Source organism: Streptomyces sp. NPDC058534, from assembly GCF_042717365.1.
GTDB lineage: Bacteria > Actinomycetota > Actinomycetes > Streptomycetales > Streptomycetaceae > Streptomyces.
Genome location: NZ_JBHXNW010000007.1, coordinates 132,956 through 151,264, shown reverse-complemented (window position 1 = coordinate 151,264; position 18,309 = coordinate 132,956). Strand labels below are relative to the sequence as shown.

General features: G+C 71.7%; 15 protein-coding genes and 1 tRNA gene. 8 read left to right on the top strand and 8 right to left on the bottom strand.

Going from position 1 to position 18,309, the window contains the following annotated elements; all coding sequences use genetic code 11:
- Positions 1 to 57 precede the first annotated feature (57 nt).
- Complete coding sequence (locus ACFWR9_RS06385; protein ID WP_383836356.1) at positions 58 to 606, top strand: hypothetical protein; 549 nt, start codon at positions 58 to 60, stop codon at positions 604 to 606.
- A 37-nt stretch (positions 607 to 643) separates the two neighbouring features.
- Here ACFWR9_RS06385 and pknB read toward each other — a convergent pair whose 3' ends face one another.
- The 6 genes from pknB to fhaA all read right to left on the bottom strand — a co-directional run bounded on the left by pknB (position 644) and on the right by fhaA (position 8,891).
- Entirely contained in the window at positions 644 to 2,659 is a 2,016-nt protein-coding gene (gene pknB, locus ACFWR9_RS06380; RefSeq protein WP_383836353.1) for a Stk1 family PASTA domain-containing Ser/Thr kinase, read from the bottom strand.
- Between the two features lie 190 nt (positions 2,660 to 2,849).
- Entirely contained in the window at positions 2,850 to 4,322 is a 1,473-nt protein-coding gene (locus ACFWR9_RS06375) for a peptidoglycan D,D-transpeptidase FtsI family protein (RefSeq protein WP_383836350.1), read from the bottom strand.
- Positions 4,319 to 5,755 carry an FtsW/RodA/SpoVE family cell cycle protein gene (locus ACFWR9_RS06370; protein ID WP_383836347.1) on the bottom strand — a complete coding sequence of 479 codons (1,437 nt, stop codon included), beginning with the start codon at positions 5,753 to 5,755 and terminating at the stop codon, positions 4,319 to 4,321. Before ACFWR9_RS06370 ends, ACFWR9_RS06375 begins: the two co-directional genes overlap by 4 nt.
- A gap of 27 nt (positions 5,756 to 5,782) precedes the next feature.
- The gene (locus ACFWR9_RS06365) at positions 5,783 to 7,336 is read right to left on the bottom strand and encodes a Stp1/IreP family PP2C-type Ser/Thr phosphatase (protein ID WP_383836450.1); all 1,554 of its coding nucleotides are present in this window, start codon (positions 7,334 to 7,336) and stop codon (positions 5,783 to 5,785) included.
- A gap of 141 nt (positions 7,337 to 7,477) precedes the next feature.
- Positions 7,478 to 7,996: an antibiotic biosynthesis regulator FhaB gene (fhaB, locus tag ACFWR9_RS06360; RefSeq protein WP_383836344.1), complete on the bottom strand. Its 519-nt coding sequence runs from the start codon at positions 7,994 to 7,996 to the stop codon at positions 7,478 to 7,480.
- A 10-nt stretch (positions 7,997 to 8,006) separates the two neighbouring features.
- Entirely contained in the window at positions 8,007 to 8,891 is an 885-nt protein-coding gene (fhaA, locus tag ACFWR9_RS06355) for an antibiotic biosynthesis regulator FhaA (RefSeq protein ID WP_383836341.1), read from the bottom strand.
- Positions 8,892 to 9,423: 532 nt separating this feature from the next.
- Here fhaA and ACFWR9_RS06350 point away from each other — a divergent pair.
- A tRNA-Leu gene (locus ACFWR9_RS06350) sits at positions 9,424 to 9,510 on the top strand.
- Between the two features lie 97 nt (positions 9,511 to 9,607).
- On the opposite strand, the gene ACFWR9_RS06345 is transcribed toward ACFWR9_RS06350, so the two are convergent.
- Positions 9,608 to 10,510, bottom strand: a complete 903-nt coding sequence (locus tag ACFWR9_RS06345) for a carbohydrate-binding protein (RefSeq protein ID WP_383836338.1) — start codon at positions 10,508 to 10,510, stop codon at positions 9,608 to 9,610.
- A gap of 314 nt (positions 10,511 to 10,824) precedes the next feature.
- Between ACFWR9_RS06345 and ACFWR9_RS06340 the strand changes: the two genes are divergently transcribed.
- The 6 genes from ACFWR9_RS06340 (at position 10,825) to ACFWR9_RS06315 (ending at position 16,581) form a co-directional block, all read left to right on the top strand.
- Entirely contained in the window at positions 10,825 to 12,297 is a 1,473-nt protein-coding gene (locus ACFWR9_RS06340; RefSeq protein WP_383836335.1) for a DUF2252 domain-containing protein, read from the top strand.
- A gap of 53 nt (positions 12,298 to 12,350) precedes the next feature.
- A complete protein-coding gene (locus ACFWR9_RS06335; protein WP_383836332.1) occupies positions 12,351 to 13,166 on the top strand; it encodes a hypothetical protein in 816 nt (271 codons plus the stop codon).
- Positions 13,167 to 13,225: 59 nt separating this feature from the next.
- Positions 13,226 to 13,555, top strand: a complete 330-nt coding sequence (locus tag ACFWR9_RS06330) for a rhodanese-like domain-containing protein (protein WP_383836447.1) — start codon at positions 13,226 to 13,228, stop codon at positions 13,553 to 13,555.
- A 181-nt stretch (positions 13,556 to 13,736) separates the two neighbouring features.
- Positions 13,737 to 14,531 (top strand): DUF5819 family protein, encoded by a 795-nt coding sequence (locus tag ACFWR9_RS06325; protein WP_383836329.1) that lies wholly within the window; start codon positions 13,737 to 13,739, stop codon positions 14,529 to 14,531.
- A complete protein-coding gene (locus tag ACFWR9_RS06320) occupies positions 14,528 to 15,823 on the top strand; it encodes an HTTM domain-containing protein (RefSeq protein ID WP_383836326.1) in 1,296 nt (431 codons plus the stop codon). The genes ACFWR9_RS06325 and ACFWR9_RS06320 overlap by 4 nt, the downstream gene beginning before the upstream one ends.
- Positions 15,820 to 16,581, top strand: coding sequence for a TrmH family RNA methyltransferase (locus tag ACFWR9_RS06315; protein ID WP_383836323.1), 762 nt, complete (start codon positions 15,820 to 15,822; stop codon positions 16,579 to 16,581). Before ACFWR9_RS06320 ends, ACFWR9_RS06315 begins: the two co-directional genes overlap by 4 nt.
- Here the strand turns inward: ACFWR9_RS06315 and paaN are convergent, their stop codons facing one another.
- On the bottom strand, positions 16,582 to 18,273 hold the full coding sequence (gene paaN / locus ACFWR9_RS06310) for a phenylacetic acid degradation protein PaaN (RefSeq protein WP_383836320.1): 1,692 nt from the start codon (positions 18,271 to 18,273) through the stop codon (positions 16,582 to 16,584).
- Positions 18,274 to 18,309: the final 36 nt, after the last annotated feature.

The window sequence follows — 18,309 nt, the reverse complement described above, 5'->3', positions numbered from 1 at the left end:
TGCCCGGCCTTCCCTCTTGGGATGATGTGGTCAACCGGACTTAACGAGTTGTGACATATGAAGACACGTTCGATGCTGTCGCGCTCCCGGCCCGAGCGGCTCGCCTACCTGGGCGGGCTGGCGGTGATGGGCATCGCGCTGCTGTTCCTGCTCGGCGCTGTCGGCACCGTCGTGGCCGTCGTGGTGGTGATGCTGTGCGTGGGGATGGTCGCCGGGGGCCGCGGTAGCGTCCGGGCCGTCCGTGAGGGCGGGTGGGCGCGGCCCCGTACCTGGCTGTCGCTGGGTGTGGCCGGTGTCTCGACCGGTGTGGCCGGTTTCGCTGTCGCCTACCTGACCGGGGTTCTCTCCGGAGGGCTCGACGTCGGGGAGGCGTGTGTCCACGGTCACGGTGTCCGCTACGACGAGGCCTACCGGGCGGCGCACGCGGAGGAGTTCGACCGCTGGTTCCCGCTGCGCAGCAAGTGCAACGAGAACTTCGACCTCGTTCCCGCCTGGGTGAACCCGGCCATCGTGTTCTTCGTGCTGCTGGCGGTGGCCGGTGTGGTATGTCTCGTCGTCGCGGTGGTGACCGCGGTGAGGACGGCAGAGCCCCGGTCCCTCCGCTGAGGGGCCGGGGCTCCAGTCGTTCGTTCGTGCGGGTGGGTCAGTCGTCGCCGCCAAGGCCGGCGATGACGCCGCCGTTGTCGTTACCGCCCCTGTTGCCGTTGCCGCCGATGGTGGTGAGGGTGATCGGCGTGGCGGCGGGGTCGTCGACCTCGGTGCCGGCCGGCGGGTTCTGCTGTATCACCACGGCGTTGCCGTCGTTGGGGCCGGTGACCTGGATGTTGGTGAAGCCGGCCTGCTGGAGGGTCTGCTGGGCCTGGGGCAGCGGGGTGCCGAGCTTGATCTCCGGCACCTTCGTCTTCTCCTTCTCCACGGCCTTGCCGACGACGATCGTGACCTTGGAGCCCTTGTCGACCTGCTGGTTCGCCGAAGGTGTGGTGGAGATCACCTTGTCGACCTGGTTCGGGTCGTTCGTCGGCTGGTCGGTGCAGGTGGCTTCCAGGTCGTTGTTCTGCATCTGGGCCTTGGCCTCGTCGCAGCTGCGGCCGACGACGTCCGGGACCGTGGCCTTCGCCTCGGCCTTGGCGACCTCCAGGGTCACCGTGGAGCCCTTCTCCAGCTCGCTGCCCGGGTCCGGGTCCTGGCTGAGGACCGTGCCCTCGTCCTGGGAGGACTCGGTCTGCTTGGTCTCGACCTCGAAGCCCTTGCTCTCCAGCCGCTGCTTGGCCTCGTCGACGTTCTTGTCGATGACGTTCGGCACGGCGACCTTCGGGGCGCCGGTCGAGACCACCAGGTTGACGGTGGACTGCTTGTCGACCGAGGTCCCCTGCTTGGGGTCCTGGTCGCAGATGTTGCCCTTTTTCTGGTCCTCGCAGGGCTTCTGTTCGACCGACCCCAGCTCCAAGTCGGAGTTGCTGAGCAGCTTCTTGGCGTCGCCCTGCGTCTGACCGATCAGGTTGGGTACCGCGACCGTGTCGTTGCTGGGTCCGCCGTCGCCGCTGAACGCGTACTTGCCGATCAGGATCGCGCCGACGAGGACGAGGACGCCCGCCAGGACCAGGAAGATCGTGGACGTGTTCGACTTGCGCGCCTGCTGCCGGCGCCGGTCGGGGCGGTCGTCGTAGCCGTAGCCGCCGTCGTCCGGGTTCATGGGCGGCAGCATGGTCGTGGCGCCGCCGCCCCCGTCCGAGCGCAGCGCGGTGGTCGGCTGGTCGTCGGGGTAGGCGCCGTAGCCCCCCGCGGCCATGGCGCCCATCGCGGCGGTCGCGGCGACGGGCTGGCCGTCGAGGCAGGCCTCGATGTCGGCCCGCATCTCGTCGGCCGACTGGTAGCGGTAGTCGGGGTCCTTGACCAGTGCCTTCAGCACGATCGCGTCCATCTCGGGCGTGATCTCGGGGTCGAAGACGCTCGGCGCCTGCGGTTCCTCACGCACGTGCTGGTACGCGACGGCGACCGGGGAGTCGCCGACGAAGGGCGGCCGCACGGTCAGCAGCTCGTAGAGCAGACAGCCGCTGGAGTACAGGTCGGACCGCGCGTCGACCTGCTCGCCCTTGGCCTGCTCCGGGGAGAGGTACTGGGCGGTGCCGATCACCGCGGCCGTCTGGGTCATGGTCATGCCGGAGTCGCCCATCGCGCGGGCGATGCCGAAGTCCATGACCTTGACCTGGCCGTTGCGCGTGAGCATGACGTTGGCGGGCTTGATGTCGCGGTGGACGATGCCGGCCCGGTGCGAGTACTCCAGCGCCTGGAGGATGCCGATGGTCATCTCCAGGGTCCGCTCCGGCAGCAGCTTGCGGCCGGAGTGGAGCAGCTCACGCAGTGTGGAGCCGTCGACGTACTCCATGACGATGTACGGGATGGAGACCCCGTCGATGTAATCCTCGCCCGTGTCGTAGACCGCCACGATCGCGGGATGGTTGAGCGAGGCGGCCGACTGGGCCTCCCGGCGGAACCGGGCCTGGAAGGACGGATCGCGCGCGAGGTCCGCGCGCAGCGTCTTCACCGCCACCTGGCGTCCGAGCCGGGTGTCATGAGCGTGATAAACCTCCGCCATGCCACCACGGCCGAGCACCGGGCCCAGCTCGTACCGGCCGCCTAGGCGACGCGGCTCTTCCATAGCTACCTACCAGCCCTCTCCGTCGGTCCCGACCGGCATGCTTGTACGGTCGGAGGCTGCCGTCCGGCCTACGGTACCCGGCTCGCTCTGTGTGCCTTGGCCAAGCCTGGCAGCCGATACAGGACCGGTATCGCAACGTGCGCCGATGTGAAGGGGACGTGACCGGAGTCACGTCCCCTTCATGGTGTGGTCACTTCTTGCTGTCGATGACGGCCTCCATGACGTTCTTCGCGATCGGTGCCGCGAGGCCGCCGCCGGAGATGTCGTCGCGTACGGCGTTCTCGTCCTCGATCACCACGGCCACGGCGACCGGCGCGCTGCCGTCCTCGCCCTTGGCGTACGAGATGAACCAGGCGTAGGGGTTCTCCTTGTTGTCGACGCCGTGCTGTGCGGTACCGGTCTTGCCGCCCACGGTGACGCCGTCGATCCGCGCGTTGGTTCCCGTGCCGTCCTCGACGACGGTCTCCATCATGTCCTGGAGGATCTGGGCGTTGTCCGCGGAGAGCGGCTTGCTCATCTCCTCGGGGTCCGTCTTCTCGATGGTGTCGAGGTTCGGGGCCTGGAGTTCGTCGACCATGTACGGCTTCATCAGGGTGCCGTTGTTGGCGATCGCCGAGGTGACCATGGCCATCTGCAGCGGGGTCGCGGCGGTGTTGAACTGGCCGATGGAGGAGAGCGCGACCTCGGAGGGCGCCATGTCGCCGGAGAAGACGGAGGCGTTGGAGCGGACGGGGACGAACTGCTCCTCGTTGAAGCCGAACTTCTCGGCCGTCTCCAGCATGTCCTCGTTGCCGAGGTCGGAGCCGACCTTGCCGAAGACGGTGTTGCAGGACACGCGCAGGGCCTCGCGGAGGGTGGCGTTCTCGCAGGGGAGGTCGCCCTCGTTGGGCAGCTCGGTGGTGGTGCCCGGCATCGTCCAGGGCAGGGGGGAGTCGGTCTTCTCGTCCGCCGAGTCGTACAGGCCGTGCTCCAGGGCGGCCGCCGCGGTGAGCACCTTGAAGGTGGAGCCGGGCGGGTAGACCTCGCGCAGCGCGCGGTTGAGCATCGGGTCGTCGGGGTTGTTCTTCTTCTGGAGCTTGTTCCAGGCCTCGCCGGCCGCCTCGTTGCTGCCGGCGATCGAGGTGGGGTCGTACGACGGGTAGGAGGCCATCGACAGGATCTTGCCGGTGGACGGTTCGAGCGCGACGACGGCGCCCTTGGCGCCCTGCTTCTTCAGACCGTCGTAGGCGGCCTTCTGGGCGGCGCTGTCGAGGGTGGTGACGACGTTGCCGCCCTCGCGCTTCCTGCCCGTGATCATGTCGAGGGTGTTGCGGAAGAAGAGCCGGTCGTCGTTGCCCGTGAGGATGCCGTCGTCGATTGCCTCGACCTGGGTGGCGCCGTAGGCCTGGGAGACGTACCCGGTGGCGGGCGCCCACATGGCGCCGTCCTTGTAGGTCCGCTTGTACTTGAAGTCGCCCCTGGTGGTGGCGTGTCCGGTGATGGCCTTGCCGTCGACGATGATGTCGCCGCGGGGGCTGGCGTACCGCTCGATGGCGACCCGGCGGTTGTGCTCGTCCTCCTTGAGGTCGTCGGCCTGGACGTACTGGAGCCAGTTGTCCCGGATGAGCAGGGTGAGGACGAGGAGGCCGCAGAAGATCGCGATCCGGCGCAGGGGCTTGTTCACGGTCGGACCACCTGGGTCATCTCGGCGTCGGGGCTGGCGGGAGCGGCGGGTGCCGGTCTGCGCGCGGTGTCGCTGATGCGCAGCAGGATGCCGATCAGTGCCCAGTTGGCGATGACGGAGGAACCACCGTAGGCCAGGAAGGGCATGGTCATACCCGTGAGCGGGATGAGGCCCATGACACCGCCGGCGACGACGAAGACCTGGAGGGCGAAGGCGCCGGAGAGGCCGATGGCGAGGAGCTTGCCGAAGGGGTCCCGGGCGGCGAGGGAGGTGCGGACGCCGCGCTCGACGATCAAGGCGTAGAGCAGGAGCAGCGCCATGAGGCCGGCCAGGCCCAGTTCCTCGCCGAAGGTGGCGAGGATGAAGTCGGAGTTGGCGGCGAAGCGGATCAGCTCGGAGTGGCCCTGGCCCCAGCCGGTGCCGAGGGTGCCGCCGGAGCCGAAGGCCCACAGGGCCTGCATGGCCTGCTCGGAGTGGCCGACCTGGCCGGCGCGGGAGAGCGTGTACTCGCGCATCGGGTCGAGCCAGGCGTCCACGCGCTGCTGGATGTGGGGTTCGAAGCTGGCGACGCCGACGGCGCCGACGGCGGACATCATCAGGCCGAAGACGATCCAGCTGGTCCGCTCGGTGGCGACGTACAGCATGATCACGAACATGCCGAAGAACAGCAGCGAGGTGCCGAGGTCGGTCTCGAAGACGAGGATGAGGATCGAGACCATCCAGACGACCAGGATGGGGCCGAGGTCGCGGCCGCGGGGCAGGTAGAGGCCCATGAAGCGGCGGCTGGCCAGCGCGAGGGCGTCGCGCTTCACCATCAGGTAGCCGGCGAAGAAGATCGCTAGGACGATCTTGGCGAACTCGCCGGGCTGGATCGAGAAGGAGCCGACCTGGATCCAGATCTTGGCGCCGTAGATGTTCTTGCCGAGGCCCGGTACGAGCGGGAGCAGCAGCAGGAACAGGGCGGTGACCATGGAGATGTAGGTGTAGCGCTGCAGGACGCGGTGGTCCTTGAGGAAGATCATGACCGCGACGAACAGGGCGATGCCCAGCGCGGTGTACATCAGCTGGCGGGGTGCGGCGGTGCCGGCCTGCTGGATGTCCTGGAGGAGTTCGGACTGGTCCAGGCGCCAGATGGCGACGAGGCCGAGGCCGTTGAGCAGGGTGGCAAGCGGCAGCAGCAGCGGGTCCGAGTACGGCGCGAACTTGCGTACGACGATGTGCCCGACGCCGGCCAGCAGGCCGAGGCCGAGGCCGTAGCTCAGCAGGCCGGCGGGCACCTCGTCGTTGATGGCCAGACCCACGTTGGCGTAGGCGAAGACCGGGATGAGGACGGCGAACACGAGCAGAGCCAGCTCGGTGTTGCGCCGGCTCGGGGCGCCGATGGCGCCGATCGTGGACGTGTGGTGCGTCGTCGAGTTGGTAGAACTGCTCATCGTGTGACGGGGCCTCTCACGGCTTGCCTACTGCTTACCGCACAGCGAGACGACCTTCTGCTCTTCCTCCGAGAGGGTCGGGCCGGAACCTGGGGTGGGTGCGGTCGGGGACTGGGACGACTCGGGTGCCTTCTGCGACTCCGACGCGTTCGGCGACGGGGTGGGTGTCGGTGAGGCCTTGGACGTGAAGGAGGCGGGGGTGGTTCCCGTGGTGCCGCCGGCCTCGCCCTCGCCCGTCTTGGCGTTCTTCTCGGTCTCCGCGGTGCGCCGGTCGGCCTGCTTCTCGCAGGCGGAGGCCTGCACCGCCAGCTCCTCGATCTTCGCCCGGGCGTCGGCCAGATCGCCTTCGGCGATGGTGGCCTCGACGAGTTTCTGCTGGTAGGGCGGCAGGTACTTGAGTTCGATCTCAGGGTGGTCCTTCTGGACCTTCGAGAGCGAGACCCAGGCGAGGTCCTGGCTGATGCCGCGGTACAGGGCGACGTGGTCGTCGTTGCTGCCGACGTAGTACTGGGTCTGGGTCCAGCGCCAGCCGCCGTACGTGCCGCCGCCGATGACGGCGAGGGCGAGCACCGTGTAGAGGGATCTCTTCAGCCACCTGCGGCCCTTGCGGGGCTTGACGAAGTCGTCGGTGCCGTAGTCGTCGAAGCCGCCGGCCGGGACGTACCCGGTGGTGTCGCCGCTGCCGGGCGGGCCGAACTCTCCGCCCCCGCCGTGCTGTCCGCCCTGGCGGCCGAGGCCGGCGGCGCGGCCGGCCGGGGTCTGCATGATGCCGTTGTCGCCCATCTGGGCCTGGTTCTCGGCGACGGCGCCGACGACCACGGGGGTGTCGGAGAGCTGCCCGGCGAGGGTGTCGCCGGTGTCGAGGTCGAGGACGTCGGCGACGATGACGGTGATGTTGTCGGGGCCGCCGCCGCGCAGGGCGAGCTGGATCAGCTCCTGGACGGTCTCCTGGGGGCCCTGGTAGCTGGCGAGGGTGTCCTCCATCGTCTGGTGGGAGACGACGCCGGAGAGCCCGTCGGAGCAGATGAGGTAGCGGTCGCCGGCCCGCACCTCGCGGATGGACAGGTCGGGTTCGACGTGGTCGCCGCTGCCGAGGGCGCGCATCAGCAGGGAGCGCTGCGGGTGGGTGCCCGCCTCCTCCTCGGTGATCCGTCCCTCGTCGACGAGGCGCTGCACCCAGGTGTGGTCCTGCGTGATCTGCGTGAGGACGCCGTCGCGCAGCAGGTAGGCCCGGGAGTCGCCGACGTGCACCATGCCGAGGCGCTGGCCGGTCCACAGCAGCGCGGTCAGCGTGGTGCCCATGCCCTCCAGGGCGGGGTCCTCCTCGACCATCTGCCGCAGCTGGTCGTTGGCGCGCTGCACGGCGGCGCCGAGGGAGGTGAGGACGTCGGAGCCGGGCACGTCGTCGTCGAGGGCGACGATGGTGGAGATCACCTCGGAGGAGGCGACCTCACCGGCGGCCTGGCCGCCCATGCCGTCGGCGATGGCGAGCAGGCGCGGACCGGCGTAGCCGGAGTCCTCGTTGCCCTCCCGGATCATGCCCTTGTGCGATCCGGCGGCGAAGCGCAGTGACAGACTCATGCGCACCTCGCCCGTCGGCTCCGGGTACAGCCGGTCGTGTCGAGCCACACTGCCCACCCTCCGGTCGGGAGCGCGCCGGGGCCCGGGGTGCCGGCCGCCGCCGCGTGCTCGCTCCGCTCGCGCTCTTTCATTGGTGTAGCACTACTTCCGCAGCTCGATGACGGTCTTGCCGATGCGGATCGGCGAACCCGGCCCGATCGGTGTCGGCGTCGTCAGCCGGGACCGGTCCAGGTAGGTGCCGTTGGTGGAGCCAAGGTCCTCGACGATCCACTGCCCGTTCTGGTCCGGGTAGATCCTGGCATGGCGGCTGGAGGCGTAGTCGTCGTCCAGCACGATCGTCGAGTCGTGTGCCCGGCCGAGCGTGATGGTCTGGCCCTGGAGGGCAACGGTGGTGCCGGTGAGGGTGCCCTCCGTCACAACCAGCTTGGTGGGCGCGCCTCGGCGGCCGCGGCCGCCGCCGGACTGCTGGCGCGGCGGCGGTGGCGCCTGGTTCTGGCGCGCGGCGGCCTGCTGCGGTCGGGCGGCTTCGCGCCGCGCTCCGCGCTGGGTCACCCGCGTACCGAACAGGTCGCTACGGATGACCTGCACGGCCACGATCACGAACAGCCACAGTACGGCGAGAAAACCCAGCCGCATGACCGTGAGGGTCAGCTCTGACATTGCCCCCGGATCACCCTTCGGCTTGCCTGTAGATAACGGTGGTGCTGCCCACGACGACGCGGGAGCCGTCGCGGAGCGTAGCGCGGGTTGTGTGCTGGCCGTCCACCACGATGCCGTTGGTGGACCCGAGGTCCTGGATCGTCGAGGGCGTTCCGGTCCGGATCTCGCAGTGCCGGCGGGAGACGCCGGGGTCGTCGATCCGCACGTCGGCCTCGGTGCTGCGGCCGAGGACCAGGGTCCCTCGGGAGATCTGGTGGCGGTTGCCGTTGATCTCGATCCAGTGGCGGGTGCTTCCGCCGGACGCGGGTGCGGCCGGTGGCTGCTGGCCGCCCGCGGGCTGCGGGTAGCCGTAGCCGCCGGGGCCTGAGCCGGGCGGCGGCGCGGACGGCATGGGCGGGGCGCCGGCGGGTGCGGCGGCCGGCGGGTAGCCGTAGCCACCGCCCGGGCCGCCGGGCCGTCCTCCGGGCGCCGGGGGAGCGGCGGGGGCCGCCGGGGCCGGGCCGCCGCCCTGGTGGCTGCTGGAGGAGGCGAGCGTACGGCTGCGCACCCGGTACAGGCCGGTGTCGAGGTCGTCCGCCTTCTCCAGGTGGACCTTGATCGGTCCCATGAAGGTGTAGCGCTGCTGCTTGGCGTAGTCGCGGACCATGCCGGCCAGCTCGTCGCCGAGCTGGCCCGAGTAGGGGCTGAGCCGCTCGAAGTCGGGCGTGCTCAGCTCCACGATGAAGTCATTGGGTACGACGGTGCGGTCGCGGTTCCAGATGGTCGCGTTGTTGTCGCATTCGCGCTGGAGCGCTCCCGCGATCTCCACGGGCTGCACCTCGGACTTGAACACCTTCGCGAAGGTGCCGTTGACCAGACCTTCGAGACGCTGCTCGAACTTCTTCAGGACTCCCATGGGGCACCTCCTCCGTCGCTGCCGTCCTGTCCACTGCCTTGCGTACTGCTGCCGTGCGTACTGCTGCCGTGCGTACTGCCGGTGTGCGCACCGCTCGTCCGTGCACTGTCCACCTGGTACTGCTTACTGATCGTATCCACGCGCCGCTCGATCGGCTGGTTCCCCCTGTCGGCCCGGTCGACGGGTGTCGACGCCTCTCGGAGTTCCCGCTGCAGCTCCCCTTCGAACTCCCGGGGCCCTCGGGATGCGCTCCCGCGGGTACTCATGCCCAGGATCGTAGAGGCGGCCGCAGACCAGTGTCCCGCACCTGACTGTGGACCCCTACCGGCTCCTGGGGAGACGAGCCGTACCGGTACGAGGTTGATACGTGAACGGCTACGGGTCGATACGAGTGCCCGGGAGCGGGGCGGGCGCCCTGCTCCCGGGCCTAAAGGGATGTGAGTCCACCCGTTTCAGCGTGCTAATGTTCTGGTGTCGGAAGGGGCCAGGCCGCAAGCAAAGGCACCGCAAGGCACCGGAAGACACACCCAATGCGCGGGTGGCGGAATAGGCAGACGCGCTGGATTCAGGTTCCAGTGCCCGAAAGGGCGTGGGGGTTCAACTCCCCCCTCGCGCACCAGCCGGAAGCCCCCCAGGTCTCGGACCTGGGGGGCTTCCGCATGCCCGGACGCGGGACGCGGCCAGTGGTCCGCGAACGGCCTGCTGTGAGGAAGGTCTCAGGACTCGGGGCGCCACAGGGCCGGCACGTTGGGCGGCTCCCAGCCCGTCGTCGCGGTGTGCCCCTGGAGGCAGCGGTAGGCGCGGCCGCCGTACGTCACGCGGTCGCCCGCGGCGTAGGAGCGGCCGGGCGCCCAGGTGCCGTTCGGCGGGTCGGTGGGCGGGTCGGTGGGGTCGGGGCCCGGACCGCCGTCCACGTCCAGGACGAAGTCGAAGGTGGCCTCCCTGCCGCCGCCCCCGGCGCGGACGTTCATCAGCAGCTCCGGGTCGAAGAGCGCGTCCGTGGCGTTGCGGGGTTCGCCGGGGAAGTAGAGCTGGGTGGTCAGCACGGGTTGGCCGGGTGCCTGCGCCTTGACGTGGAGGTGCCGGGTGCGGCCCGGGTAGAGGCCCGGGACGATCGTGCGCAGGGTGAAGGCGCCGGTGGCGTCGGTGAACTGGTGGCCGCGGAAGGCGTATCCGGCCATGTCGTAGGCGCCGGCGTTGTCCGCCTGCCAGAAGTCGAGGAGCACACCGGGCAGCGGGGCGCAGTTCCGTCCGAAGACGTAGCCGGCGACGGTCAGCGGGGTGCCGACGGTGCCGGGCGTCACCAGGCTGGTGCGCCGCGGGGAGTTCGGCTTGAAGTACGGGCCCTCCATCTGGTCGGGCGTCGGGTCGTCGCCGTCGTCGCAGTAGGGGGTCGGCGTCAGCGTGCGGCCGGTGGCGGAGCGGGCGGCGTCCCGGGCGAGCGCGATACCGCCGGTGGCGAGCAGCGGGACAGCGGCGCCGGCGGCGACCGCGGCCCTGAGGAGTGCCTTGCGGCTGAGGGCACGGTCGGTGCCGGTGCCGGTGCCGGTGCCGGTGCCGGTGGCGGTGCCGGTGGCGGTGGCGGGGGTCTCGGGGGGCGTGGGGGTGTCGGGGGTCATGGCGGTTCCTCGGTCTCCTCGGTGGGTGGTCCCCGGGGAAGCCGGACGGGAGGTGCGACATCCGGGACGTCGGGGACCGGGGGCAGGGAGCGCTGGAAACCGTAGACGCGCCGTCGGGGCCTCGGGCACCTCCTGTTCCGCCCTCTGCCCGGCGTTATGCGGGCGGCGGGCCGGAGCGCGTGTACGGGCGGTTCGGCCGGAGGTACGGTCGTGGCGCGCATCGGCACGCGTGATGAGTCGCACACATGCGCGGACACGCGTGCGCTCCACGGGTGCGACGCACGGCACGGACGAGTACGGGGAAGGCGGCCGGGATGAACGGGGCGACGGCGGGGGCGGTCACGGAGGCGGCGAACGGGGTGGTGCCGGGGGCGCGCGCGGACGCGGAGGGGCCAGGCGGGGGCGTGCGGGTGCCGGCCGTGCCGGGGTTCGCGCGGTGGCCCGCGGGGGGTTCGCCGAAGGCGGAGGGCAAGGCCCTGCGCACCCGCGTCCCGCGCTCCGCGCACGCCGCGCTCGACCTGGACGCCGACCGCCCGGACGTGCTCGCCGCGGTCGAGGAGTCGAACCGGGGCCGGATCCCCGGGCTCGCCCCGCTGCGTGCCGGGCGGATGGCGGCCACGCCGTTCGCCTTCCTGCGCGGGTCGGCGGGCCTGATGGCGTACGACCTGGCGCGTACGCCGATGACCGGGATCGGCGCCCAGATCTGCGGCGACGCGCACGCGGCGAACTTCGGTCTCTACGGTGACGCCCGCGGCGGCCTGGTCATCGACCTCAACGACTTCGACGAGACGGTCCACGGCCCCTGGGAGTGGGACCTCAAGCGGCTCGCCGCGTCGCTCGTCCTCGCGGGCCGGGAGGCCGGCGCCGACGAGAACACCTGCCGCGAGGCCGCCCACGGCGCGGCGGGTGCCTACCGGCGCACCATGCGGCTGCTGGCCAAGCTTCCGGCGCTGGACGCCTGGAACGCCATCGCGGACGAGGAACTCGTCTCCCACACCGACGCCCACGACCTGCTCGGCACCCTGGAGCGGGTGGCCGAGAAGGCGCGGGCCAACACCAGCGGGCGCTTCGCGGCCAAGTCGACCGAGGCCACCGAGGACGGCGGGCGGCGCTTCGTGGAGGCGCCGCCGGTGCTGCGCCGGGTGACGGACGCGGAGGCGGCGACGGTCGCGGCCGCGCTGGAGCCGTACCTGGCCACGCTCTCCGAGGACCGGCTGCCGCTGCTGGCCAGGTACGCGGTGCACGACGTCGCGTTCCGCGTCGTGGGCACCGGCAGCGTGGGCACGCGGTCGTACGTCGCGCTGCTCCTGGACCACCGGGGCGAACCGCTCGTCCTCCAGGTCAAGGAGGCCCGGCCGTCCGCGCTGCTGCCCCACCTGGCGACGGCCGGCTTCGACGCCCCCGGGACCGGGCACGAGGGCCGCCGGGTGGTCATGGGACAGAAGCGGATGCAGGTGGTCAGCGACATCCTGCTGGGCTGGACGACGGTCGACGGGCGGCCGTTCCAGGTGCGGCAGTTCCGCAACCGCAAGGGCAGCGTCGACGCCACGGCCCTGGCCGCCGGCCAGCTGGACGACTACGGCCGCATGACCGGCGCCCTGCTGGCCCGCGCCCACGCGCACAGCGCCGACCCGCGGACCGTCGCCGGCTACTGCGGCAAGAACGAGGAGCTGGACGAGGCGGTGGCCGCCTTCGCCGTGGCCTACGCCGACCGCACGGAGGCGGACCACGCGGAACTGGCCGCCGCGGTACGGAGCGGGCGGGTGGCGGCGGAGCTGGGGGTGTGAGGGCGCCCGTCGCGCCCGGCGGGGCGGACTTCGTCGTGGCCTAGGCTGGACGGGTGACGACGCCGGAAGCTGAGCCCGAGCAGGGGGGTGCGCCGCGTCCCGAGGAACGGCTGGAACAGGCCGTACGGGCCGCCGAGCAGGCACTCATCGAGTACGAGATCGCGCTGGAGACCTTCCGGGTGGAGGTCGAGAACTTCTCGCGGCTGCACGAACAGCGGCTCGGCCCGGTGTACGCGCGCCTGGAGGAGCTGGAGGCGCGGATCCTGGAGGCCAGGGCGGCGCGCACCGGCGACGCCGGGGACCGGGAGCGGGCCGACGAGGCGCGGGCCCGGCTGATGCCGATCCCCGGGGTCGAGGAGCTGCTGAACGGCTGGATGGACGGGGACGGGCTGTTCCCGGAGGCCACGGCGATGCTCACGGACCGGGAGGTACGGCCCCCGCAGCGGGTGCGGCCGAGCGAGGAGGCCCGCAAGCTCTACCGCGAGCTGGCCCGCAAGGCCCACCCCGACCTGGCCCAGGAGGAGGACGAGCGGGTCAGGCGCGAGGAGTTCATCACCCGGGTCAACGCCGCCTACGCCCGCGGCGACGCGGCTCAGCTGCGTGAGCTGGCCGAGGAGTGGGCCGCCGGGCCGGTGCCCGAGCGGCGCCCGAGCCGCGGCGAGGAGCTGTACGTCCGCCTGGAGTGGCTGGACCGGCGCAAGGAGATGCTGACGCTGCTCGCCAAGGAGCTGGAGGAGAGCGCGATCGGCGCCATGCTGCGGCTGGCCCCGGACGACCCCGACCGGCTGCTGGAGGAGATCGCCGAGCAGCTCGCGGCGCAGGTGCGGGAGCGCGAGGCGGAGCTGGCGTCGGCGCTCGGGCGGGACTGAGCGGGACGGACCGGGACGGTGGCTCGGGTAGCGTCTGGGGCATGAGTTTCGGAGCTGGTGTGCCCACGGTCGGGGTCGGGGACCTCAAGGACGGCGACTTCCTGCTGGACGTCCGCGAGGACGACGAGTGGCAGGCGGGTCATGCCGCCGGGGCGCTGCACATTCCCCTCAGCGAGTTCGTGGCCCGGTACGGTGAGCTGGCCGAGGCCGCGCCGCAGGACGGCAGGATCCACGTGCTGTGCCGCGTCGGCGGGCGTTCGGCGCAGGTCACCATGTACCTGGTCCAGCAGGGCGCCGACGCCGTGAACGTCGACGGCGGCATGCAGGAGTGGGCCGCGGCCGGCCGGCCGGTCGTGGACGAGAAGGGCGAGCCGGGGCACGTTCTCTAGGCTGTCCCCGGATGTCCGCGGATGTGGTGACGGCCACGGTGCGGCCGCTCCGCCGGGGGGTGTGCGGGCGGCCGGTCCTGAGTACCGTTCCCGTTCGAACGTGGCCGGGCGGCCGGGCTGTGCCGCCCGGGCGCCCCGCGGTGCGCGGGCGGATGGACGGATCGGGACCGAACGGGGCGGAATGGAAGCGTACGACACAGGCTCGGACGCCCGGCAGGGGCGGGACGGGCAGGAGGACCCGGCCGGGTCCGACGGCGCGTCGGAACAGACGGACGGGCCGGTCGGGACCACCGGTGCCGCGGCGGCCGCGGCACCCCGCACCGGAGTCGCCGCGCTCTCCCCCCGCTACCAGGTCGGTGCCGTGGTCGCCCTCGCGGTCGTCGCGATCGCCGTATGTGCCCACATAGGCATGGTGTTCCTGCACGTGGCCCCGTCCAACACCCTCACCAAGCAGCACGGCGAGGCGGTGGACGAGTGGGTCTTCCCGGAGTTCGAACAGAACTGGAAGCTCTTCGCGCCCAACCCGCTGCAGCAGAACATCTCCGTCCAGGTCCGCGCCGACGTGAGCACGGCGGACGGCGCGATACGCACGACCGGCTGGTACGACCTGTCCGCGGAGGACGGCCGCGCCATCGACGGCAATCCGCTGCCGAGCCACACCCAGCAGAACGAACTCCGCCGGGCCTGGGACTTCTTCGTCTCCAGCCATGATTCCAACAACCGGCCGGTGGGCATGCGGGGCACCCTCTCCGAGACCTATCTGCGGCACATCGCGGTCCAGCGGCTGGACCGGAACGACGCCGCCGGACCGGGCGGGACCGTCGAGCGCGTCCAGTACCGGTCGCGGACCACCAACGTGGAGCCGCCGCCGTGGAGCGGTGAGAAGGTCTCCGACCGGCCGACCTACCGCGAGCTGCCCTGGTGGACGGTGCCGGGCGCGGCCAACGGCGGCGCGAAGGACGGGGGTGCCGCGTGAACGGCATCGCCCTCTCGGTCTCCCGCGGTATCGCCCGCGTCACCGGCGCCGCGCTCGGCCCGTACCAGACCGCCGTGATCCGCATCGGCTTCAGCGCCACCTGGCTGCTCTTCCTGCTGCGCGAACTCCCCCACCGGGGCGAGCTGTACGGCCCCGAGAGCCCCTGGAGCCACGACCTCGCCGAGCAACTGATCGCGGACAACGGCGCCTTTACCGCGCTGATGTGGTCCGACTCGGCTGCCTGGTTCGAGATCGTCTACGCGCTGGCCGTCCTGAGCAGCGTGCTGCTCCTGCTGGGCTGGCGCACCCGGACCATGTCCGTGCTGTTCATGGTCGGGGTGCTCTCGCTGCAGAACCGCAGCGTCTTCATGGGCGACGGCGGCGACAACGTCCTGCACCTGATGAGCATCTACCTGGTCCTCACCCGCTGCGGCCGGGTCTGGTCGCTGGACGCGCGCCGGGCGCGGCGCGGGGACGAGGCACGCGCGCGTGGAGAGCGTGTCCCGGACCGGGTCGGGCCGGTGCTGTGGTCCGTGTTCGGCTTCGTCCTGCTCACCGTGACGCTCGCGGGCGGGCTGGACGGCGACTGGTTCGTCCCCACGCTGCTGTGGGCGGTGTGGGTGGCGCTGGGCGTCGGCTGGGCCGTCGGGCGCGCGGCCGGGGGCAGTCAGCCGCGGATCCTGCTGGACGTGGTCACCGACATCGTGCACAACGGCGCGCTCTTCGTGATCATGGTCGAGGCCTGTCTGATCTACGCGACCGCCGGCTGGTACAAGATCCAGGGTTCGCGCTGGCAGGACGGAACGGCCGCCTACTACCCGCTGCACCTGGACTACTTCTCGCCCTGGCCCGAGCTGTCCGACGCCCTGGCCGGCAACGGCACCATGGTCATGCTCATCACCTACGGCACGGTCGCCGTGCAGGTGGCCTTCCCGTTCACGCTGTTCAACCGGCGGGTCAAGAACGTGCTGCTGGCTGCCATGATCACCGAGCACGCGGTGATCGCCGTGACGCTCGGGCTGCCGTTCTTCTCGCTGGCGATGATCGCCGCCGACGCGGTGTTCCTGCCGACCTCGTTCCTGCGCCGCCTGGGCGACGGGACGGCACGCGCGCGTGCGCGGCTGCTGGGCCGGCTGCCGGCCGGGTTCCCCGGCGGAGGCGGGAGCAGGGGCGGGGACGGCCGCGCGGCCACGGTGCCGGGCCCCCGGGCCGGAGCCGGCGAGGAGGGCCCCGAGGAGGGCCCCGACGGCGGCAAGGACTCCGAGCAGACCCACGTAGGCTTCAAGGCATGACCGAGCCCGACCCGTTGGCCGCCTGGCGCCGGCACGCCGGGCCGTGTGTGCTGCTGGACGGCTTCCACGCGCTCAAGCACGCGCTGCGTTTCGGCGCCCGGGTCCCGGTGGCCGTCACCACCGACCGCGCGGACGTCCTCGCCCTCGCCGACGAGCTGGCGCCCGACGTGCGCGACGCCCTGGACGGTCTGCTGACCGAGGTGCCGCACGAGGCGTACGCGTCGCTCGTCGCGCGGCCGCACCCCACCGCGGTGGCCGCCCTGGCGGTACGGCCCTCGCGGGCGGCCGGTCTGGAGGCGCTGGCGCGCAGGCCCCGCCGTGCCCCGGTGGTGGTGCTGGACCAGCCGCGCAACCTCGGCAACGCGGGTGCGGTGATCAGGCTGGCCGCCGGATTCGGGGCGACGGGGGTGGTCACCACCGGCACGCTCGACCCCTGGCACCCCACGGTGGTGCGGGGCGGGGCGGGGCTGCACTTCGCGACCGTCGTGGAGCGGCTGGAGGTGGCGGAGCTGCCGCCGGGGCCGCTGTTCGCGCTGGACCCCGAGGGCGCGGACATCCGCGGGCTGAAGGTGCCGGACGACGCGCTGCTCGCGTTCGGCTCCGAGCGCAGCGGGCTCTCGCGGGAGCTGCGCGCGCGGGCCGACCAGCTGGTGGCACTGCCGATGCGCCCCCAGGTCTCCAGCTACAACCTCGCGACCAGTGTGGCCATGACGCTGTACCACTGGAGCGCCACCGGGGGCGCACCACACGTGCCCTAGCTAGGCCGGCTGCCGGATCTCGATGACACGGAAGCGGTTGGCGACGAAGGCTCCGTCGCACAGGGCCGCGTTGGCCGCCGGGTTGCCGCCGGAGCCGTGGAAGTCGGAGAAGGCGGCCGTCTGGTTGACGTACACCCCGCCCGTGAGGTTGAGGGAGAGCTGGGCCGCCTCGTCCAGGCAGACCTCCGTCACGGCCTCCTCCACCTCCGCGTCGGTGGTGTACGCGCCCACCGTCATCGCGCCCTTCTCCCGGACGCTGTGCCGCAGCAGCTCCACGGCGTCGGCGGCGGAGTCGACGGCGACGGCGAAGGAGACCGGGCCGAAGCACTCGCTGGTGTAGACGGCCTCGTCGCCGCGCTTGGCGCCGTCCAGCTTGACGATCACCGGGGTGCGCACGACCGCGTCCGGGAAGTCCGGGTTGGTGATCTCACGGGAGGCCAGGGCGACCTCGCCGAGTCCGGCGGCGGCCTCCAGGCGGGCCTTGACGTCCGGGTTGACGATCGCGCCGAGCAGGGCGTTCGCGCGGGCGTCGTCGCCGAGGAGGCCGTCGACGGCGCGCGCCAGGTCGGCGGTCACCTCGTCGTAGGACTTGGGGCCCTGGTCGGTGCGGATGCCGTCGCGGGGGATGAGCAGGTTCTGCGGGGTGGTGCACATCTGGCCGCTGTAGAGGGACAGCGAGAAGGCCAGGTTGGCGAGCATGCCCTTGTAGTCGTCGGTGGACTCGACGATCACCGTGTTGACGCCGGCCTTCTCGGTGAAGACCTGCGCCTGGCCGGCGTTTGCCTCCAGCCAGTCGCCGAAGGCGGTGGAGCCGGTGTAGTCGATGATCCGGATCTCGGGCCGGGTCGCCAGGGTCTTGGCGATGCCCTCGCCGGGGCGCTCGGCGGCCAGCGCGACCAGGTTCGGGTCGAAGCCGGCCTCGGCGAGCACGTCGCGGGCGACCTGGACGGTGAGGGCGAGCGGCAGCACCGCGCGGGGGTGGGGCTTGACCAGGACCGCGTTGCCGGTGGCGAGGGAGGCGAACAGGCCCGAGTAGCCGTTCCACGTCGGGAAGGTGTTGCAGCCGATGACCAGGCCGATGCCCCGCGGTACCGGCGCGAAGCGCTTGGTGAGCGCGAGCGGGTCGCGCTTGCCCTGGGGCTTCGTCCACTCCGCCGTGTCGGGGGTGCGGGCCTGCTCCACGTACGCGTAGGCCACGGCCTCCATGCCGCGGTCCTGGGCGTGCGGGCCACCCGCCTGGAAGGCCATCATGAAGGCCTGTCCGGAGGTGTGCATGACCGCCTGCGCGAACTCCATGGTCCGCTCGCCGATCCGCCGGAGGATCTCCAGGCAGACCATCGCGCGCAGCTCGGCGCCCGCGTCCCGCCACGCCTTCTGGCCGGCCTTCATGGCGGGCAGCAGCACGTCGAGGTCCGCGTGCGGGTACTGGACGCCCAGCTCGACGCCGTACGGGGAGACCTCGCCGCCGACCCAGTCGTCGGTGCCGGGCTGGCCGAGGTCGAGGCGCGTGCCGAGCAGGGCGTCGAAGGCGGCCTTGCCCGCGGCCATGTCCAGGCTGCCGTTCTCCCCGTAGGCCTTGGGGTGCTCGGGGTGGGGGGACCAGTACGCGCGCGTGCGGATCGTCTCCAGCGCCAGGTCCAGGGTCGGCCGGTGCTGGGCGATCAGCTGGTGTGCGGTGAGTTCGGCGGCCATGCGGGACCAACTCCTCGTCTCTCACGAACTCGCCGT